This window comes from Citrobacter sp. Cu233 (assembly GCF_030332225.1).
GTDB lineage: Bacteria > Pseudomonadota > Gammaproteobacteria > Enterobacterales > Enterobacteriaceae > Citrobacter.
On sequence record NZ_JAOWIF010000035.1, the window covers coordinates 308,256 to 323,109 of the forward strand.

Consider the following 14,854-nt stretch of genomic DNA (forward strand, 5'->3'; position numbering starts at 1 on the left):
TTATCCCTGACGAGTTTTGTTTATATTTTCCCGTAAAAGTGCATTCTTAAGATCTTTGAGAGTCAAAAACTCTTGGCTACGTAAAATCATTCTCTTGATTGCACGTCTTACAATCCGTTCTAAATCAGCACCACTTTTTCCAATGAATAGTGAGAGAACCTCATCGTCTTCAAGCTCAAACTGGCGGCGAATACCACGAAGTTTGAGTTTCATCAATTCTGACAACTGATGTTTATCGGGTAGTGGAAACTCGATAGCATCGTCAAAACGCCTCCAAATAGCACTATCCAGGATATGTTCATGGTTTGTTGCTGCAAGAATTAAGCTTTTTCCTTGGTATGCATCCATCATTTGTAAAACAGCATTCACAACTCGTCTTAACTCACCATGATCCCCACTATCCCCACGTTCTTTACCTATAGCATCAAACTCATCGAAGAGTACAACCATTGGGTATTGAGAGATAAAATCAAATATTTGGCGTAGGTTAGCAGCAGTTTCACCAAGATATGAAGAAACCAAAGTATCAAGCCTGACGATAGCCAACGGCATATCCAATTCACAAGCCACTACTTCTGCAGCAAGAGTTTTACCGCACCCAGGAGGACCAAAAAAAATAACTTTGCTGATAGCTTTCATTCCGTAAGTGCGTAACACATCAGCCCTACGATTTTCTTCAAGTATCTCTTCGACAGCATCTGAACTTGATTCAGGTAGTACGATTTCATCTAAAGAACGACTTGGCTGTCTAATATCTAGCAAGGGCAAGCCTCGTTCTTTGTCCACTGGCACTGGAGGTGCAGCGGGCACTCGAGAGGTTTGTATCGCGTGATCACCATAAAGAATATGTTCAAGGTCATTGGCAAGAAGATGATGTTGTTTTTGTCGTTCTTCTTCAATGATCACTTCCGAAACACGACGGAAGGCCGCGACATCACCTGTCGCTCCAGCTTTTATAAGCTGTCTGAGAACCTTACCGTTAGCCATCTATTTTCCCCTGAACATACACATACAAATCAAACCTTGAGTTCAGTTTAGCATCGGCGTTACGCCATAAGAAGTTCGTTCTATCAACATTTCGTGAATCCCTAAAGATTTTATTTGCATATCAGAACGGAGGTTAAACCCTTTAGGAAGTTGTATAAAAAATATTAATATCAATAAGTTAATCAAATCACTTATATCAGTTAAAAAATTTTCACGACAATGATTATATATGTTTTTTCGAATGTATTATTGCGATTTTAGACCTACAGAGTATCCTGTTATTAAACCTATCGGAGGACAGATGCTAGTCACTTCCCTACAACTCTTCAAAAATCTCTCTGATGAAACTCGTCTGGGCATCGTGCTGCTGCTTAGAGAGATGGGAGAGCTGTGCGTGTGCGACCTTTGCACTGCACTAGAACAGTCACAGCCCAAGATCTCCCGCCACCTGGCAATGCTCCGGGAAAGTGGTCTATTGCTGGATCGCAAACAGGGCAAGTGGGTTCACTACCGCTTATCCCCGCATATTCCTTCCTGGGCCGCTCAGGTGATTGAGCAGGCCTGGTTAAGCCAACAGGACGACGTACAGGTCATCGCCCGTAAGCTGGCATCGGCAAACTGCTCTGGTAGCGGTAAGGCTGTTTGTATCTAAAAAATTTGCCTGAACATATATGATTTTTCGAATGTGAGGTATTCAGAATGAAAACGTTAACGGTGTTTGACCCGGCAATGTGCTGCACTACCGGCGTATGTGGCTCAGATGTCGATCAGGTTCTGGTTGATTTTTCTGCTGATGTGCAGTGGCTGAAAGGACGTGGCGTACAGGTTGAACGTTACAACCTGGCGCAGCAGCCCATGAGCTTTGTTCAGAATGAGAAAGCGAAAGCATTCCTCGAAGCATCTGGGGCAGAAGGGCTTCCGTTACTGCTGTTAGACGGTGAAACGGTGATGGCAGGGCGATACCCAAAACGTGCTGAGCTGGCTCGCTGGTTCGGTATTCCGCTGGAGAAGGTAGGGCTAGCTCCCACCAGCTGCTGTGGTGGTAATACTTCCTGTTGCTGAATATGTCAGGAGGACATATGAAATTCTTACAGAATATCCCGCCTTACCTGTTTTTTACCGGTAAGGGAGGTGTAGGAAAAACTTCCATTTCCTGCGCGACGGCTATCCGTCTTGCCGAACAGGGTAAGCGGGTTTTGCTGGTCAGTACCGATCCTGCCTCGAATGTCGGACAGGTATTCGATCAGGCTATCGGTAATACCATTCGCCCTGTGACGGCAGTTCCTGGGCTTTCTGCTCTGGAGATTGACCCGCAGGAAGCCGCCCAGCAATACCGCGCCAGAATCGTTGATCCTATCAAAGGTCTTCTGCCTGATGACGTTGTTAACAGTATCAGCGAACAGCTTTCAGGAGCCTGTACGACTGAGATTGCGGCGTTCGATGAGTTTACTGGCTTACTGACCGACGCTTCTCTGCTGACCCGCTTTGATCACATCATTTTTGATACAGCGCCGACGGGCCACACGATTCGCCTTCTCCAGCTTCCCGGTGCCTGGAGTAGCTTCATTGAAAGCAATCCAGATGGTGCTTCCTGTCTTGGCCCAATGGCCGGGCTGGAAAAGCAGCGTGAGCAGTATGCTCACGCAGTAGAGGCGTTATCCGATCCTGATCGTACCCGACTGGTTCTGGTTGCACGACTGCAAAAATCTACACTGCAGGAAGTCGCCCGCACCCATGAAGAACTGGCTGCGATTGGGCTGAAAAACCAGTACCTAGTGATTAATGGTGTGCTGCCTACAACTGAAGCTGAACATGACGCCCTGGCCGCTGCGATATGGCAACGGGAACAAGAAGCGCTGGCAAATCTTCCTTCCGGGTTATCTGAGTTGCCGACAGACAGCTTATACCTTCAGCCGCTGAACATGGTTGGTGTCTCCGCGCTGGAAGGCCTGCTAAACGAATATGCTGAATCAGCATCGCTTCCTGTACAGAGCGAGAGCATGCAGATCAAGCCAGAGAATGTGTCGCTGTCTGCCATGGTTGATGATATCGCCCGTAGTGAACACGGTTTGATTATGCTGATGGGCAAAGGTGGCGTAGGTAAAACCACGATGGCTGCTGCCATCGCCGTCAGGCTGGCGGATATGGGATTTGATGTCCATCTCACCACCTCAGATCCCGCTGCACATCTCAGTGCAACGCTCAATGGAAGTCTCAAAAATCTGCAGGTCAGCCGAATCAACCCTCACGATGAAACTGAACGCTATCGGCAGCATGTTCTTGAGACGAAAGGCAGGAATCTGGATGAGATAGGGAAACGGCTGCTCGAAGAGGATTTACGTTCTCCTTGCACGGAAGAGATTGCGGTGTTCCAGGCGTTCTCACGCGTAATCCGTGAAGCAGGCAAACGGTTTGTGGTCATGGATACGGCACCTACCGGGCATACGCTATTACTGCTTGATGCTACCGGGGCTTATCACCGTGAGATTGCCAGGAAGATGGGGGATAAAGGTCATTTTTCCACTCCGATGATGCAGCTTCAGGACCCGGAACGCACCAAAGTCCTGCTGGTCACTCTGCCTGAAACCACACCGGTACTGGAAGCGGCAAACCTGCAGTCCGATCTTGAGCGTGCTGGGATTCATCCGTGGGGCTGGATTATCAATAACAGCCTTTCCATTGCGGATACGCGTTCTCCGTTGCTTTGCCAGCGCGCCCGGCAGGAACTACCTCAGATTGAGGCTGTTAAGAATCAGCACGCTGACCGTATAGCGCTCGTTCCGGTACTGGCTTCTGAGCCAGCCGGTATTGAAAAACTCAGAGAGTTGGCGAGTTAATTTTTGTTTATACAGGGCGGTAGAACCGCCCTGTCAGGAGGATGTATGTTACTGGCAGGCGCTATTTTTGTCCTGACCATTGTTTTGGTTATCTGGCAACCGAAGGGATTAGGGATCGGCTGGAGTGCAATGCTAGGCGCAGGACTGGCTTTGATTTCTGGCGTTGTGCATGTAAGCGATATTCCGGTAGTGTGGAATATTGTCTGGAACGCGACAGCGACCTTTATTGCGGTGATTATCATCAGCCTGCTGCTTGATGAATCCGGCTTTTTCGAATGGGCTGCATTGCATGTTTCACGCTGGGGTAACGGTCGTGGCCGTTTGCTCTTTACCTATATCGTCCTGCTCGGCGCAGCTGTGGCGGCACTGTTTGCCAACGATGGTGCGGCACTTATTTTGACGCCGATAGTCATCGCCATGCTACTGGCATTAGGGTTCAGCAAAGGCGCGACACTGGCATTTGTCATGGCCGCCGGGTTTATTGCCGATACGGCCAGCTTGCCGCTTATCGTGTCGAACCTGGTGAATATCGTATCGGCTGATTTCTTCGGTCTGGGGTTCACGGAATATGCATCTGTTATGGTGCCAGTGGATATCGCCGCCATTATCGCCACGCTGGTGATGCTGCATCTGTTCTTCCGCAAAGATATTCCGCCGACTTACGACCTGGCTCTTCTGAAAGCACCGGCAAAAGCGATTAAAGATCTGGCAACCTTCAGAACCGGTTGGATCGTGTTGATCCTTCTTTTGGTTGGCTTTTTCGTCCTTGAGCCGTTGGGTATCCCGGTCAGCGCGATTGCGGCTGTAGGGGCTTCCATTCTGTTTGCGGTGGCGAAACGAGGCCATGCCATTAACACTGGCAAAGTGCTTCACGGTGCGCCATGGCAGATCGTCATCTTCTCTCTGGGGATGTATCTGGTGGTCTATGGCCTGCGTAACGCCGGTCTAACAGAATATCTCTCTGGCGTACTGAACGTGCTGGCAGATAAAGGACTTTGGGCTGCGACGTTTGGTACCGGCTTCCTGACGGCTTTCCTGTCTTCCATCATGAACAACATGCCTACCGTGCTGGTTGGCGCTCTCTCTATTGATGGCAGCACCGCAACAGGCGTTATCAAAGAGGCGATGATCTATGCCAACGTGATTGGCTGCGATCTGGGGCCGAAAATCACACCGATTGGTAGCCTGGCAACGCTGCTCTGGCTGCATGTCCTTTCACAGAAGAATATGACCATCACCTGGGGATACTATTTCCGCACCGGGATCGTCATGACTCTGCCTGTGCTGTTTGTAACGCTGGCAGCGCTGGCGTTACGTCTCTCTTTCACTTTGTAATGAGATACTGATATGAGCAACATCACCATTTATCACAACCCAGCCTGCGGCACGTCGCGTAATACGCTGGAGATGATCCGCAATAGTGGTACTGAACCGACCGTTATTCTTTACCTTGAGACTCCACCTTCACGCGATGAGCTGGTCAAACTAATTGCAGATATGGGCATTTCCGTCCGGGCTTTGCTGCGTAAGAACGTCGAACCGTATGAGGAACTGGGTCTTGCAGATGATAAATTTACTGACGACCAGCTAATCGACTTTATGTTGCAACATCCGATCCTGATTAACCGTCCGATTGTAGTGACGCCACTGGGAACTAAACTTTGCCGTCCTTCTGAAGTCGTTCTGGATATCCTGCCAGAATCTCAGAAAGGGGCTTTCGCCAAAGAAGATGGTGAAAAAGTCGTTAATGAAGCAGGTAAAAGACTTAAATAAAGATGAAGGGGGCAGTTGCCCCCTTCATTGTTACTTCGCCATTTCTTCCAGAAGGTTAATACCAACCGGCTCTTGGCTCTGTAGCGCTGTTAATGCAATACGCTTTGCATACTGCTCACCCACATCAGAGATGAGAGGCAGCTCGCGGCTAGCCCTGGTCTTCAGGAAAGGTGAAGATGGTTCAGCTGCCGCCAGGCTGTTATTCACAACCCATGCCCATGGCTCGATGCCAGCGCGACGTAAATCCTGCTGTAGGTTCGCCGCTTCCAGTACTGGTGTCGTTTCGGCAAGCGTCACGATAATCACCTTTGTCTTCTCCGGGTCCTGCAATTGCATCATTGGAGTCATCACATGGTCATGTGTTTGCCCCATCTGACGCACCATTTCCCGGTGATAGGCTCCTGTTGCATCAAGTAGCAGAAGCGTGTGGCCCGTTGGCGCTGTGTCCATAATGACAAAATGGTCGTCAGCCTCTTTGATGATCCGCGAGAATGCCTGGAAGACGGCGATCTCTTCAGTACATGGCGAGCGGAGATCTTCCTCCAGCACCGCCAGCCCTTCCGCATCTAACCCTTTCCCCTGATTTTCCAGTACAAAACGGCGATAACGTTCTGTCTCAACTTTCGGGTCGATACGGCTGACCTGAAGATTTGGCAGCGAGCCATCCAGCGTATAAGACAGATGTGCTGCCGGATCGGACGTGGTCAGATGGACTTTATGGCCGCGTTTTGCCAGAGATACCGCCACCGATGCCGCAACAGTCGTTTTGCCCACACCGCCTTTACCCATCGTCATGACCAGCCCTTTGCCTGTCTGGCTGAGTTCATCTACCAGAGAGGCAAGTTTCGGTAAATCCAAAGTATTCAGCGTGGTAGCAGGGAGCGGCAGCGAGGCTTTGTTCTCCGTAAATAACAGACGCAGGGCTTCCAGACCGACCAGATTAAATGGCTTCAGATACAGCTGCGAGCGGGGAAGGTTCGCCAGGTTCTCTGGCATTGCCTGTAATGCTTTTTCTTCTCGAGCCAGAATACTTTGCGCCAGTGGATCATTTTCACCCGCAAACGGCGGCAGCACGCCATTAATGGCAAGGTGTTGATGCTGCAAACCGATAGCAGAAAGCTCATCGTGCGTATGAGAGACTTCTTTCAGTGTTGAAGCTTGGGCTCGGGCAACCAGAACCAAGCGCGTGAGAGCTGCACCAGACAGCGCCTTAACCGCGTCTGAGTACTGGTGCTGTTGTTTCTCCAGCCCCACCAGCGGCCCGAGGTTAGCGGCGGCATCAGGGTTCGCTTCGAGATAACCGCTCCAGGCCCCCGGCAACTCAAGCATACGGATGGTATGACCGGTTGGCGCAGTATCAAATACGATATGGTCATACTTTTCCCGCAACTCATGGTTGGTAAGAAGACCAGTAAACTCATCAAATGCCGCGATTTCCGTAGTGCATGAACCGGAGAGCTGTTCTTCAATGCTGCTGACCACATCAGCTGGCATCAGCCCGCGAACCGGGTCGAGTACTCGGTCACGATATGCCTGTGCTGCAGCCATCGGATCAACTTCCATCGCGGCAAGATTTTCTACGGTACTGATATCTGTGATTCGGTGACCGATAGTCTGGCTAAAGACTTGGCCGACATTGGAAGCCGGATCGGTACTCACCAGAAGCGTTCTCTTACCCTGATCGGCCAGCCATACCGCAGTAGCACAGGCCAGGGATGTTTTACCCACGCCACCTTTGCCAGTGAAAAAGATGAACGGGGGAATGTCTTTTAAAAATGGCATATTCATCAGTGATTGCTCCTCTGGAATTAAGGCATACGTGGAATGCTGCAGCAGCGTGGTTGCGTGCTGTCTTCACTCCAGTCCTGACTAAGCGGAATACCTGCCCAACGGGCGATATCTTCACGAGTCGGGAGTTTGCCTGCCATCACGAGTTTGCCGTCGAGCAAGGTGACAGGGAGAGACTCCATCCCTGATGTGTTCAGAAACTCTTTAATGACCGGCGAATTCAGGAACTGCTGCGGGTTATTCGCAAGGCTGTAGCGCTGTATATCAACGCCATTCTTTTTCGCCCATTCGGCGCTGGCGTTCCATTTGACGGCTTCGTCACTGACTACAACGCTGCTGGTTGCACAGCAGCCTGCTGCTTCAAAGATCTCAATTTTTGACATGGACTGTTTACCTCAGTGTTTAGTCATTTGGCTTTACACTGAGGTAAACGAAGGTGGTGGGGAAAAGATGCGCGATTAATTCATTTTTTTGTGGCAGCAGACGGAAGACGTGTCATCCGCCTCAATCTGACAAAGTTCTGTCATCGTCTCTTTCAGGTGTTTTCTGGCCCGAAGTAGTCGGGATTTAAACGCCGTAAGCGTGATTCCCAGTTCATCGGCCAGGGACTGCTGGGGACGCCGGTTAAGGTCGGATTCTTCAATCAACCACCGCTCATCTTCAGGTAATACCTGCAATGTTTCAGGCAGGCAAATATCCAGCGTTGAGATTGCATCAGGGGATGCATCAGTTAATGGGGCATCATCTTCCAGCTCAACGAATTCCCTGGTGGTGCGGTACTCATCAATCAGCAGATTCCTCGCCGCCCGATACAGCCAGGCTCGCGGATTCTCCATTTCGCAGAAACTGTCTGAATGAGCGCGGGCACGCAGGAATAGCTCTTGCAGAAGGTCTGCTGCTTTTTCGCTATCACCTGTCTTCGATGTCAGAAAGCGAGATAGTTCGGCTTCATGTAGCCGCCAGAACACGCTCATGCAGTTGTTGAATGCTGTTACATCACTCATACCAGCCCTCAAATTTTGCTCTGATTAACCCGCCGGGAAAGTTCTTCTGCAGACTCTTTTCGTTCGCTGTAGCGATCAACGAGATAGGCTGAGTTACCTCGGGTCAGCAGAGTAAATTTCACCAGTTCTTCCATTACATCCACGATGCGGTCGTAATAAGACGACGGTTTCATACGTCCATCTTCATCAAACTCCTGCCAGGCTTTTGCCACAGAGGACTGATTCGGGATGGTGATCATCCGCATCCATCGGCCAAGAATGCGCATCTGGTTTACGGCATTGAAAGACTGAGAGCCACCGCAGACCTGCATAACGGCCAATGTCTTACCCTGTGAAGGGCGAACTGCACCCTCTGATAACGGTATCCAATCAATCTGGGCCTTCATGATGCCGCTCATCGCACCATGGCGTTCAGGGGAACACCACACCATCCCTTCGGACCAACGAACCAGCTCGCGCAATTCCATGACTTTAGGATGCGAGTCAGGCGCATCATCAGGAAGAGGCAAGCCAGAAGGATTGAAGATCCGCACTTCTGCGCCCATGGCGGTCAGTAACCTTGCCGCTTCTTCCGTTGCCAGTCGGCTGTAGGAACGTTCGCGCACAGAGCCGTACAACATGAGGATACGTGGTGGATGGGGAACGGCAGGAATACCGAATCTTGCCTCTGTGATTGAGGTGTCGAACAAACCCGAATCAACATTCTTAAGATCACCTGTCATTTTACTTCTCCGTCTTCTGGGGCATGGTGAGGCAATCGTCAGTTCCTGAGCAGCATTCTTCTGTCAGGAAGGCAATCAGAGCCTCAAGGTTCTCATATCGAGCATGGCAATAGAGCGTTCTACCCTGGCGCTCCTGGCGTACCAGAGATACTGATATCAGCGATGAGAGATGATGGCTCAACGTAGACGCAGGGATTTCGAGCCGCTTCTGCAGTTCGCCAACCGGTAACCCCTCATGCCCGGCTTTAACCAGCTCTCTGTAAACGCTAAGGCGCGTGGGATGACCCAGCTCTTTCAGGGTATCTGCTGCTTTTGAAAGCTCCATTTGCATCTCATTTCTATATTTCCGGAATTGTAGAAATATATCTAATTTCCTTTCCTGGTAAAAGAGGGACAATGGTCGATGTCGGCACGCTCAGATTTAATCTACGAACTCTACCGACCGAAACTGTCTCTTAAACGTCTAACACATAAATCAAGTCGCTACATTTCGGACAAACCTTGTCCCCATGCCAGTGAGTATCGCACCAGCAGCATCGCCATTGCCGTATCGTCGTGTTAGTAGGTCGAAGGCGCATTTCTGAAGGCGGGATAGTTTTTGGCGAGGTTTGTTCTGGTACTGTTTGGAGCTTGTTAAATCGACATGTTTTAAGCCGAGCAATATTGTTGATATGCCTTGGTATGTACACAAACGTTCTTGTAGATGTCAGAGGATCAAACTGAACACCGATCTGCAGTTTGCAGTAAATACAAAGCAATGAATCAAAATCAACCTGTTGAACAGATTCTGGTGTAACCCATTCACCATCTACGGTGACGGCGTGAGTGGCTAAGACGAAGTAATTCATCATGAACTCCGTAACAAATGAAAAAAGCCAGCATGGTTAGCTGGCTTTGTAGATAGAGGGGGGAAGGAAGCATTACCGACTGTTACAACAGCTTAGGTTTACCGGCCTATTTATGCTCTCTTCCTTTTTTTCAATGAACGTACTTCTCCGCGACCAAAGGTTCTGGCATTACCCGGAAGAACCAGACGTGCGCAGGCATCGATTTTGGTGATGTAACTTAGCGCCTTAAGTAACCCCTTGTCCTTACTACTGTCACCGCGTTTCAGTTTGCCGAGGCAGCAGTCCTCATAACGCTCTTTGTAAGCGTTGCAGTTGTAGAACATGCCTTTACCTTTAGTAATAGTTTCATTCCAGTATCTCCCGAAAGCATGAGCAATCACGCCATCCTGTTGTGCCTTATTACCATTTAAGATAAATAGCATGTGGTAATGAAATTTACGTTGTGGGCCATATTCCAGTTTCCATACCGTCCCGAGGACATGGCGAAACATTGGATTCTTTTGCATATTGCGAAACAGCTGCTGACGGTGCTTACGGGCATCATCAGCAGTGATATCAGCTTTGTGCTCATTTGCCCATGATAAATCAACCCGCAAGACCAGCAGCCGCGAATGACGCTCCTGCAGATGTCTGATGTAATTCATCACTCCCTTCAGATTTTTAACCGAAGCCCTCTGGTACTTTCTGCATGCTTTTTTAAATCCTGCCTGGCTCACAGTAAACCGGTAATCCAGTATCAGCTTATTCAGCATTTCTGCTGTGGTAACAGTGTCTGCCCCTGCTATTTTCCCGTTATGGACACGCGAATATAAATCGGCGCTAGTAAATAAACGCTGGAAGGTAGCTATACGTGGATTAGCTATTCGTACTTTCATTGCATCTTGTGGCAACATATTGAGATAACGGATGGCATCAAGAATGGTGGCTGACTCAGCACTCTCTTTGTATCCTGAACGGTTATACAGAATAGTGAAAGGTAACTTACGTCCTCTACTGATAGTTTTAAGACAACTGTCCAGTTGTTCTAATCTGAATCTGAATACATTGTCATCAGATATGATTAGGTGTGGAGTGTTATTTTCAATGTGATATTCAGTATGAGATAAAAGGAATGATTCAGGTAAGTCCATGATGTGTTTCTCTGAAGCCAGTCAGGAATGACTGACTGGCAATGTATTTGTGTGGTTATTGGATGAGTGTCTTTGTCTGATATTCAGTATGAATAGTGACATCAGAGGTAGAGTATGTGTGATAACAGAGTGTAAGTGTATGACGCTATAATGAGTGTGATAAAACGTGTTTATATGAAGTGATATTGACTTGTGATTGAGTGCATTAAAGAATAATTGATAATGCATTGAATACAATAATAAATAAACCGACTTTATAAATCACATTAAACTCACACGGCATAAGGCGTGAGAGTATATAAACATGGTGTAAAGTTAGTAACCCTCACCATCACCATCTTTAGCAGTCTTTTATGTTCTCGGCTCATTAACACGAGCTTCCAACCACTCTTTTACTTCACGCTCTATCCAGCGGGAACTGCGGCCAAATTTTACAGGTTTTGGAAACTTTCCTTGCTGTGCCATTTTATAAAACCACTTATCAGACAGACTGGTCAGCTCGGTAATGAAAACCATATCAACGAATCGGTCTTTATAAAGATCAATCTCTTTCATGACTTCTCCAAAAGAATTTATCATGAGGACGCCGGGCGGCATCCTTTCAAATGGATAGGTCATGTATGTATGGTTTTACATTTCTAAGGAGAGTCTCCATCGTGGTTGAAGAGTCATTACTGAAGGCATGCTGGGACAGGTTATGGCCTTTCACTATGGCGATAAGGAAACTCTCCTTACATACCTGTCTAAAAAAAGCTACTTTCTGTGTAATTTGTCAGTAATACTGGACTTTCTATCAAAAAAAACACTACAAAAAAACTATGAAAAATCCACTTGTTGACTACGTAATACACTACATCTATTATCAGTATAAAAATAATGGATATGCTGTAAATTGAGTCCGCCATTCGAAGAGGTAAAAGATGAGTTTAAGCAAAGGTAAGAATGAGGATTACCGGCTAAAAATAAAAACAAAAAGAGAACTATCCGTTTTTTATTGGTTTGTAATGGAAAATAAACCTATGGTCGATCATTACCGTTCCTCACCTCTAAAAAACATGAAAAGAATAAATTCAATTTATCGAATGAATATACGGGATGCCCCTTTACTATTATCTGAAATTGTCAGCGATTATTATTCAGGTGTCCTTGATGCCATACTTTATTATGAAAGAAAAATAGAGTTGTTTCTTGACTCACTTCTTCCGGAGTCAGAGTTTGAATGGTTCAGGAAAAATGAGCATGCCTGCTATTTTGTGTGGTTAAGCATTAAAAAATATTATCCTCTACTATCTTCTGAAATGATAAATATCCAAAAGGAGGTTGCACCACAAAAATTTAGTCATGTTCGCTCTCTGGCTGATCTATCAGTTTATGGTAATTTCAACCCAAATACTCAGCATGTAATTGCGTTAGAACCTTTTCTTTCAGAAATAAAATCGCTGCATACACATCCCACATCCCATAAAGAACGTTATAACTCCATTCTGTATTTTATGGATTTAGTTCCAGCATACTTCATTGATAAATTCTCATTTATAAAAAACATAAGATCCCAATGGGATAGCAAGTTTAAAGCAAAACGTAAGTTAAACATTCCCATGGACAATACAGAGTTATGCCAGTGGGCCTGGGAATATATGAAAAATAAACCGTCTAGGCGAATGCGTATTTACGACAAAAGCACAGACACTCCGGAGAAGAGTGCTGCATTATCTGGTGAAACTGATACCAGCCCAACATATTCTGCTGACAACAAAGATGACAACTGTAATAAGCATATGTCAGAAAGTATTTTGCAGGAAGACTACAATAAATCACCCCGCAATGACACAGCTAATGGCAAAAATTCAGAGCATAAAAGTGGCACAAAAAAGGTAAGTTACAGAACCATAGATCTTTCTCCGGAAGGCGGTAGTACACTTTCCAAAGTTAACAGGATTGGTTGGCATGATGCATTTGAAATTATTCAGCCATCAACATCAAAAGAAATATATTTAGCTATCCATGCAGTCTGGACTTTCTATGTTGGAGGAACATTATCAGAACCAGAACTGTATCACCAGTTTAAGCGTGCCAGGGATACATACCTTACCCGTAAAAGGAAAAAAACAAAAAGAATCATAAACAAATAACAGGGACTGAATTATCCTGTGTGGGCTGATGAGCTTATTGTTCAGGATACCCCCCCATCAAAGCACCTTGAAAATATTCCAGATATTTTGATTCCTATATTACCCACATGAAGCCACGCCGGTATGTATTACTGGTGTGGCTTCTGTTCATTGATCTGTCGTACCGATCGATATGCACTGCATGATAGTCAATAACTATCAAAATATCATTATTGATCGTTTTTATTATAGGTAATAACGATCAATTTACTCAAACCGATCTGTATTAACGATTATCCGCTAGCTCATTTAATCAATACGATCAGCCTGCTTCCTTTAAAACGGAAGCGGGCTTTTTTGTAATTAAGTCATCAGGAAAGGAAACCATATGTTCAGAAACCATTATGCAGTTCTGGCTGGATTAGTGCTGCTTAGTCACAGTGCCAGCGCCGTACAGGCTGACCAGAAATGGGGGGACTGGTACGGGAACATCAGTGCCATGGAGTTTGAACTCAATACTCAAAATGCTTCAGGCGAAGTGTTCACGCTGACCTGCACAAGTGGAAAGCTAGCTGCTGCTTACAGCGTACCTGCGGAGGATTACCGCGTCTCGTCACAAACAGGGCTTTCTGAACCAGGAGTCAATATCAATGGTACGAATCATCCTCTGGACGAAACCGCCTTTACTGCGCTAAAAGCGACAAGTGAAAAAGACGTAATAAAAATGACCTCTATGAATGCCGCTATCTCTAAAAAATTCAGCGCCAAAGGGCTGAATGAGGCACTGGCTGATGCCACCTGGCAGGACTGTATTAATCATTAATAAACTGAAAGGAAACCTTATGCGTAATCTTGTTGTTTTGTCTCTCAGCTCTGCAGCACTGTTTATTCCATTGGTCTCGTCTGCAATGACAATTCACGGCGACATACATCCCGAACGCTATACCTTCTTTCTGACTCAGGAAGGCAGTAACCAATTGAAACAAGCAAATGACCGGATAGCGAAGAACCCGCAGGCTTATACGCTTGATGTGAATCATACCGGCATTCAACCCTTTGGCGCTGTTCGCTGGGACGGGAAGCCTGTAAAAGCTGTCACCTGCGTCCTGGTAGACGGCGTGATGATGGGACAAAAAGCCACGTGGTCACAATGTAAAGACGAGAGAGGTGCTGAGTATTTCGGCAATAAAGGCTGGCTCGTACGTGATTATGTGGCAAAAGCCTGTGAAGTCGGAAAATCAGATTGTCCTGTTTATCTTGTGCTTCAGACAGATCCGCCAACCATGCGCAGCGATATGGCGAATTTCGTACCTGCTCCTAAAAACTTTAATGCTTCTGCAAACCTGACGGATGAAATTAAAAACGACGGATGTCAGATGGCTAACAATTCCTTTGAATATGCGAAAAGCAGTATTCGTTGTTCTGCAATCAATACCGTACGTTTTATTCGCAAACAAAATACCGAAGCCAAATATGAGGCTGATCTCACCACAACTTCAGGCGAAAACCTGACAATGACTGTCGGGTACACCTATGGGAATGCATCCAGCAAAGAACCAGGCTGGCGTACCATTTCTGTCAAAGAGGGGGGCATTATTACTGATATCCGCAAACAGGGCCAATGGCTCCCTAATGGCTACAAGTAGAGGTGTTT

At 47.0% G+C, this 14,854-nt stretch carries 17 protein-coding genes; 8 read left to right on the plus strand and 9 right to left on the minus strand.

Annotated features, from left to right (window positions below; all coding sequences use genetic code 11):
• Entirely contained in the window at nucleotides 1-987 is a 987-nt protein-coding gene (locus OGX95_RS15000; RefSeq protein ID WP_032294507.1) for an AAA family ATPase, read from the minus strand.
• 301 nt (nucleotides 988-1,288) lie between these two features.
• Between OGX95_RS15000 and arsR the strand changes: the two genes are divergently transcribed.
• Genes arsR through arsC form a run of 5 tightly spaced genes read left to right on the plus strand, consistent with a single transcriptional unit; the run spans nucleotide 1,289 to nucleotide 5,597 of the window.
• Nucleotides 1,289-1,639 carry an As(III)-sensing metalloregulatory transcriptional repressor ArsR gene (gene arsR / locus OGX95_RS15005; protein ID WP_096080154.1) on the plus strand — a complete coding sequence of 117 codons (351 nt, stop codon included), beginning with the start codon at nucleotides 1,289-1,291 and terminating at the stop codon, nucleotides 1,637-1,639.
• A 47-nt stretch (nucleotides 1,640-1,686) separates the two neighbouring features.
• Nucleotides 1,687-2,049, plus strand: a complete 363-nt coding sequence (gene arsD / locus OGX95_RS15010; RefSeq protein ID WP_149335526.1) for an arsenite efflux transporter metallochaperone ArsD — start codon at nucleotides 1,687-1,689, stop codon at nucleotides 2,047-2,049.
• A gap of 17 nt (nucleotides 2,050-2,066) precedes the next feature.
• Complete coding sequence (gene arsA, locus OGX95_RS15015) at nucleotides 2,067-3,824, plus strand: arsenite efflux transporter ATPase subunit ArsA (RefSeq protein ID WP_149335527.1); 1,758 nt, start codon at nucleotides 2,067-2,069, stop codon at nucleotides 3,822-3,824.
• 45 nt (nucleotides 3,825-3,869) lie between these two features.
• Entirely contained in the window at nucleotides 3,870-5,159 is a 1,290-nt protein-coding gene (arsB, locus tag OGX95_RS15020) for an arsenite efflux transporter membrane subunit ArsB (RefSeq protein WP_286630004.1), read from the plus strand.
• 12 nt (nucleotides 5,160-5,171) lie between these two features.
• Nucleotides 5,172-5,597, plus strand: a complete 426-nt coding sequence (gene arsC, locus OGX95_RS15025; RefSeq protein ID WP_008783807.1) for a glutaredoxin-dependent arsenate reductase — start codon at nucleotides 5,172-5,174, stop codon at nucleotides 5,595-5,597.
• A gap of 30 nt (nucleotides 5,598-5,627) precedes the next feature.
• Here the strand turns inward: arsC and arsA (OGX95_RS15030) are convergent, their stop codons facing one another.
• The 8 genes from arsA (OGX95_RS15030) to OGX95_RS15060 all read right to left on the minus strand — a co-directional run bounded on the left by arsA (OGX95_RS15030) (nucleotide 5,628) and on the right by OGX95_RS15060 (nucleotide 11,644).
• Complete coding sequence (arsA, locus tag OGX95_RS15030; RefSeq protein ID WP_286630005.1) at nucleotides 5,628-7,385, minus strand: arsenical pump-driving ATPase; 1,758 nt, start codon at nucleotides 7,383-7,385, stop codon at nucleotides 5,628-5,630.
• A gap of 20 nt (nucleotides 7,386-7,405) precedes the next feature.
• Nucleotides 7,406-7,768 (minus strand): arsenic metallochaperone ArsD family protein, encoded by a 363-nt coding sequence (locus OGX95_RS15035; protein WP_149335530.1) that lies wholly within the window; start codon nucleotides 7,766-7,768, stop codon nucleotides 7,406-7,408.
• A 75-nt stretch (nucleotides 7,769-7,843) separates the two neighbouring features.
• Nucleotides 7,844-8,389, minus strand: coding sequence for a sigma-70 family RNA polymerase sigma factor (locus OGX95_RS15040; protein ID WP_149335531.1), 546 nt, complete (start codon nucleotides 8,387-8,389; stop codon nucleotides 7,844-7,846).
• A gap of 8 nt (nucleotides 8,390-8,397) precedes the next feature.
• Nucleotides 8,398-9,111 (minus strand): arsenical resistance protein ArsH, encoded by a 714-nt coding sequence (gene arsH / locus OGX95_RS15045; RefSeq protein WP_144131948.1) that lies wholly within the window; start codon nucleotides 9,109-9,111, stop codon nucleotides 8,398-8,400.
• A 1-nt stretch (nucleotide 9,112) separates the two neighbouring features.
• Nucleotides 9,113-9,436: an ArsR/SmtB family transcription factor gene (locus tag OGX95_RS15050; protein WP_144131950.1), complete on the minus strand. Its 324-nt coding sequence runs from the start codon at nucleotides 9,434-9,436 to the stop codon at nucleotides 9,113-9,115.
• A 130-nt stretch (nucleotides 9,437-9,566) separates the two neighbouring features.
• Nucleotides 9,567-9,962, minus strand: coding sequence for a putative zinc ribbon protein (locus OGX95_RS22945; protein WP_353655428.1), 396 nt, complete (start codon nucleotides 9,960-9,962; stop codon nucleotides 9,567-9,569).
• A gap of 107 nt (nucleotides 9,963-10,069) precedes the next feature.
• Nucleotides 10,070-11,089: a YagK/YfjJ domain-containing protein gene (locus OGX95_RS15055; RefSeq protein ID WP_096080159.1), complete on the minus strand. Its 1,020-nt coding sequence runs from the start codon at nucleotides 11,087-11,089 to the stop codon at nucleotides 10,070-10,072.
• A 351-nt stretch (nucleotides 11,090-11,440) separates the two neighbouring features.
• The gene (locus OGX95_RS15060) at nucleotides 11,441-11,644 is read right to left on the minus strand and encodes a helix-turn-helix transcriptional regulator (protein WP_096080160.1); all 204 of its coding nucleotides are present in this window, start codon (nucleotides 11,642-11,644) and stop codon (nucleotides 11,441-11,443) included.
• Between the two features lie 365 nt (nucleotides 11,645-12,009).
• Here OGX95_RS15060 and OGX95_RS15065 point away from each other — a divergent pair, with 365 nt between their 5' ends.
• The 3 genes from OGX95_RS15065 to OGX95_RS15075 all read left to right on the plus strand — a co-directional run bounded on the left by OGX95_RS15065 (nucleotide 12,010) and on the right by OGX95_RS15075 (nucleotide 14,846).
• Nucleotides 12,010-13,221, plus strand: a complete 1,212-nt coding sequence (locus OGX95_RS15065; RefSeq protein WP_286630006.1) for a hypothetical protein — start codon at nucleotides 12,010-12,012, stop codon at nucleotides 13,219-13,221.
• A 367-nt stretch (nucleotides 13,222-13,588) separates the two neighbouring features.
• Nucleotides 13,589-14,023: a hypothetical protein gene (locus tag OGX95_RS15070; protein ID WP_286630007.1), complete on the plus strand. Its 435-nt coding sequence runs from the start codon at nucleotides 13,589-13,591 to the stop codon at nucleotides 14,021-14,023.
• Nucleotides 14,024-14,042: 19 nt separating this feature from the next.
• Nucleotides 14,043-14,846 carry a hypothetical protein gene (locus OGX95_RS15075; protein WP_286630008.1) on the plus strand — a complete coding sequence of 268 codons (804 nt, stop codon included), beginning with the start codon at nucleotides 14,043-14,045 and terminating at the stop codon, nucleotides 14,844-14,846.
• Nucleotides 14,847-14,854: the final 8 nt, after the last annotated feature.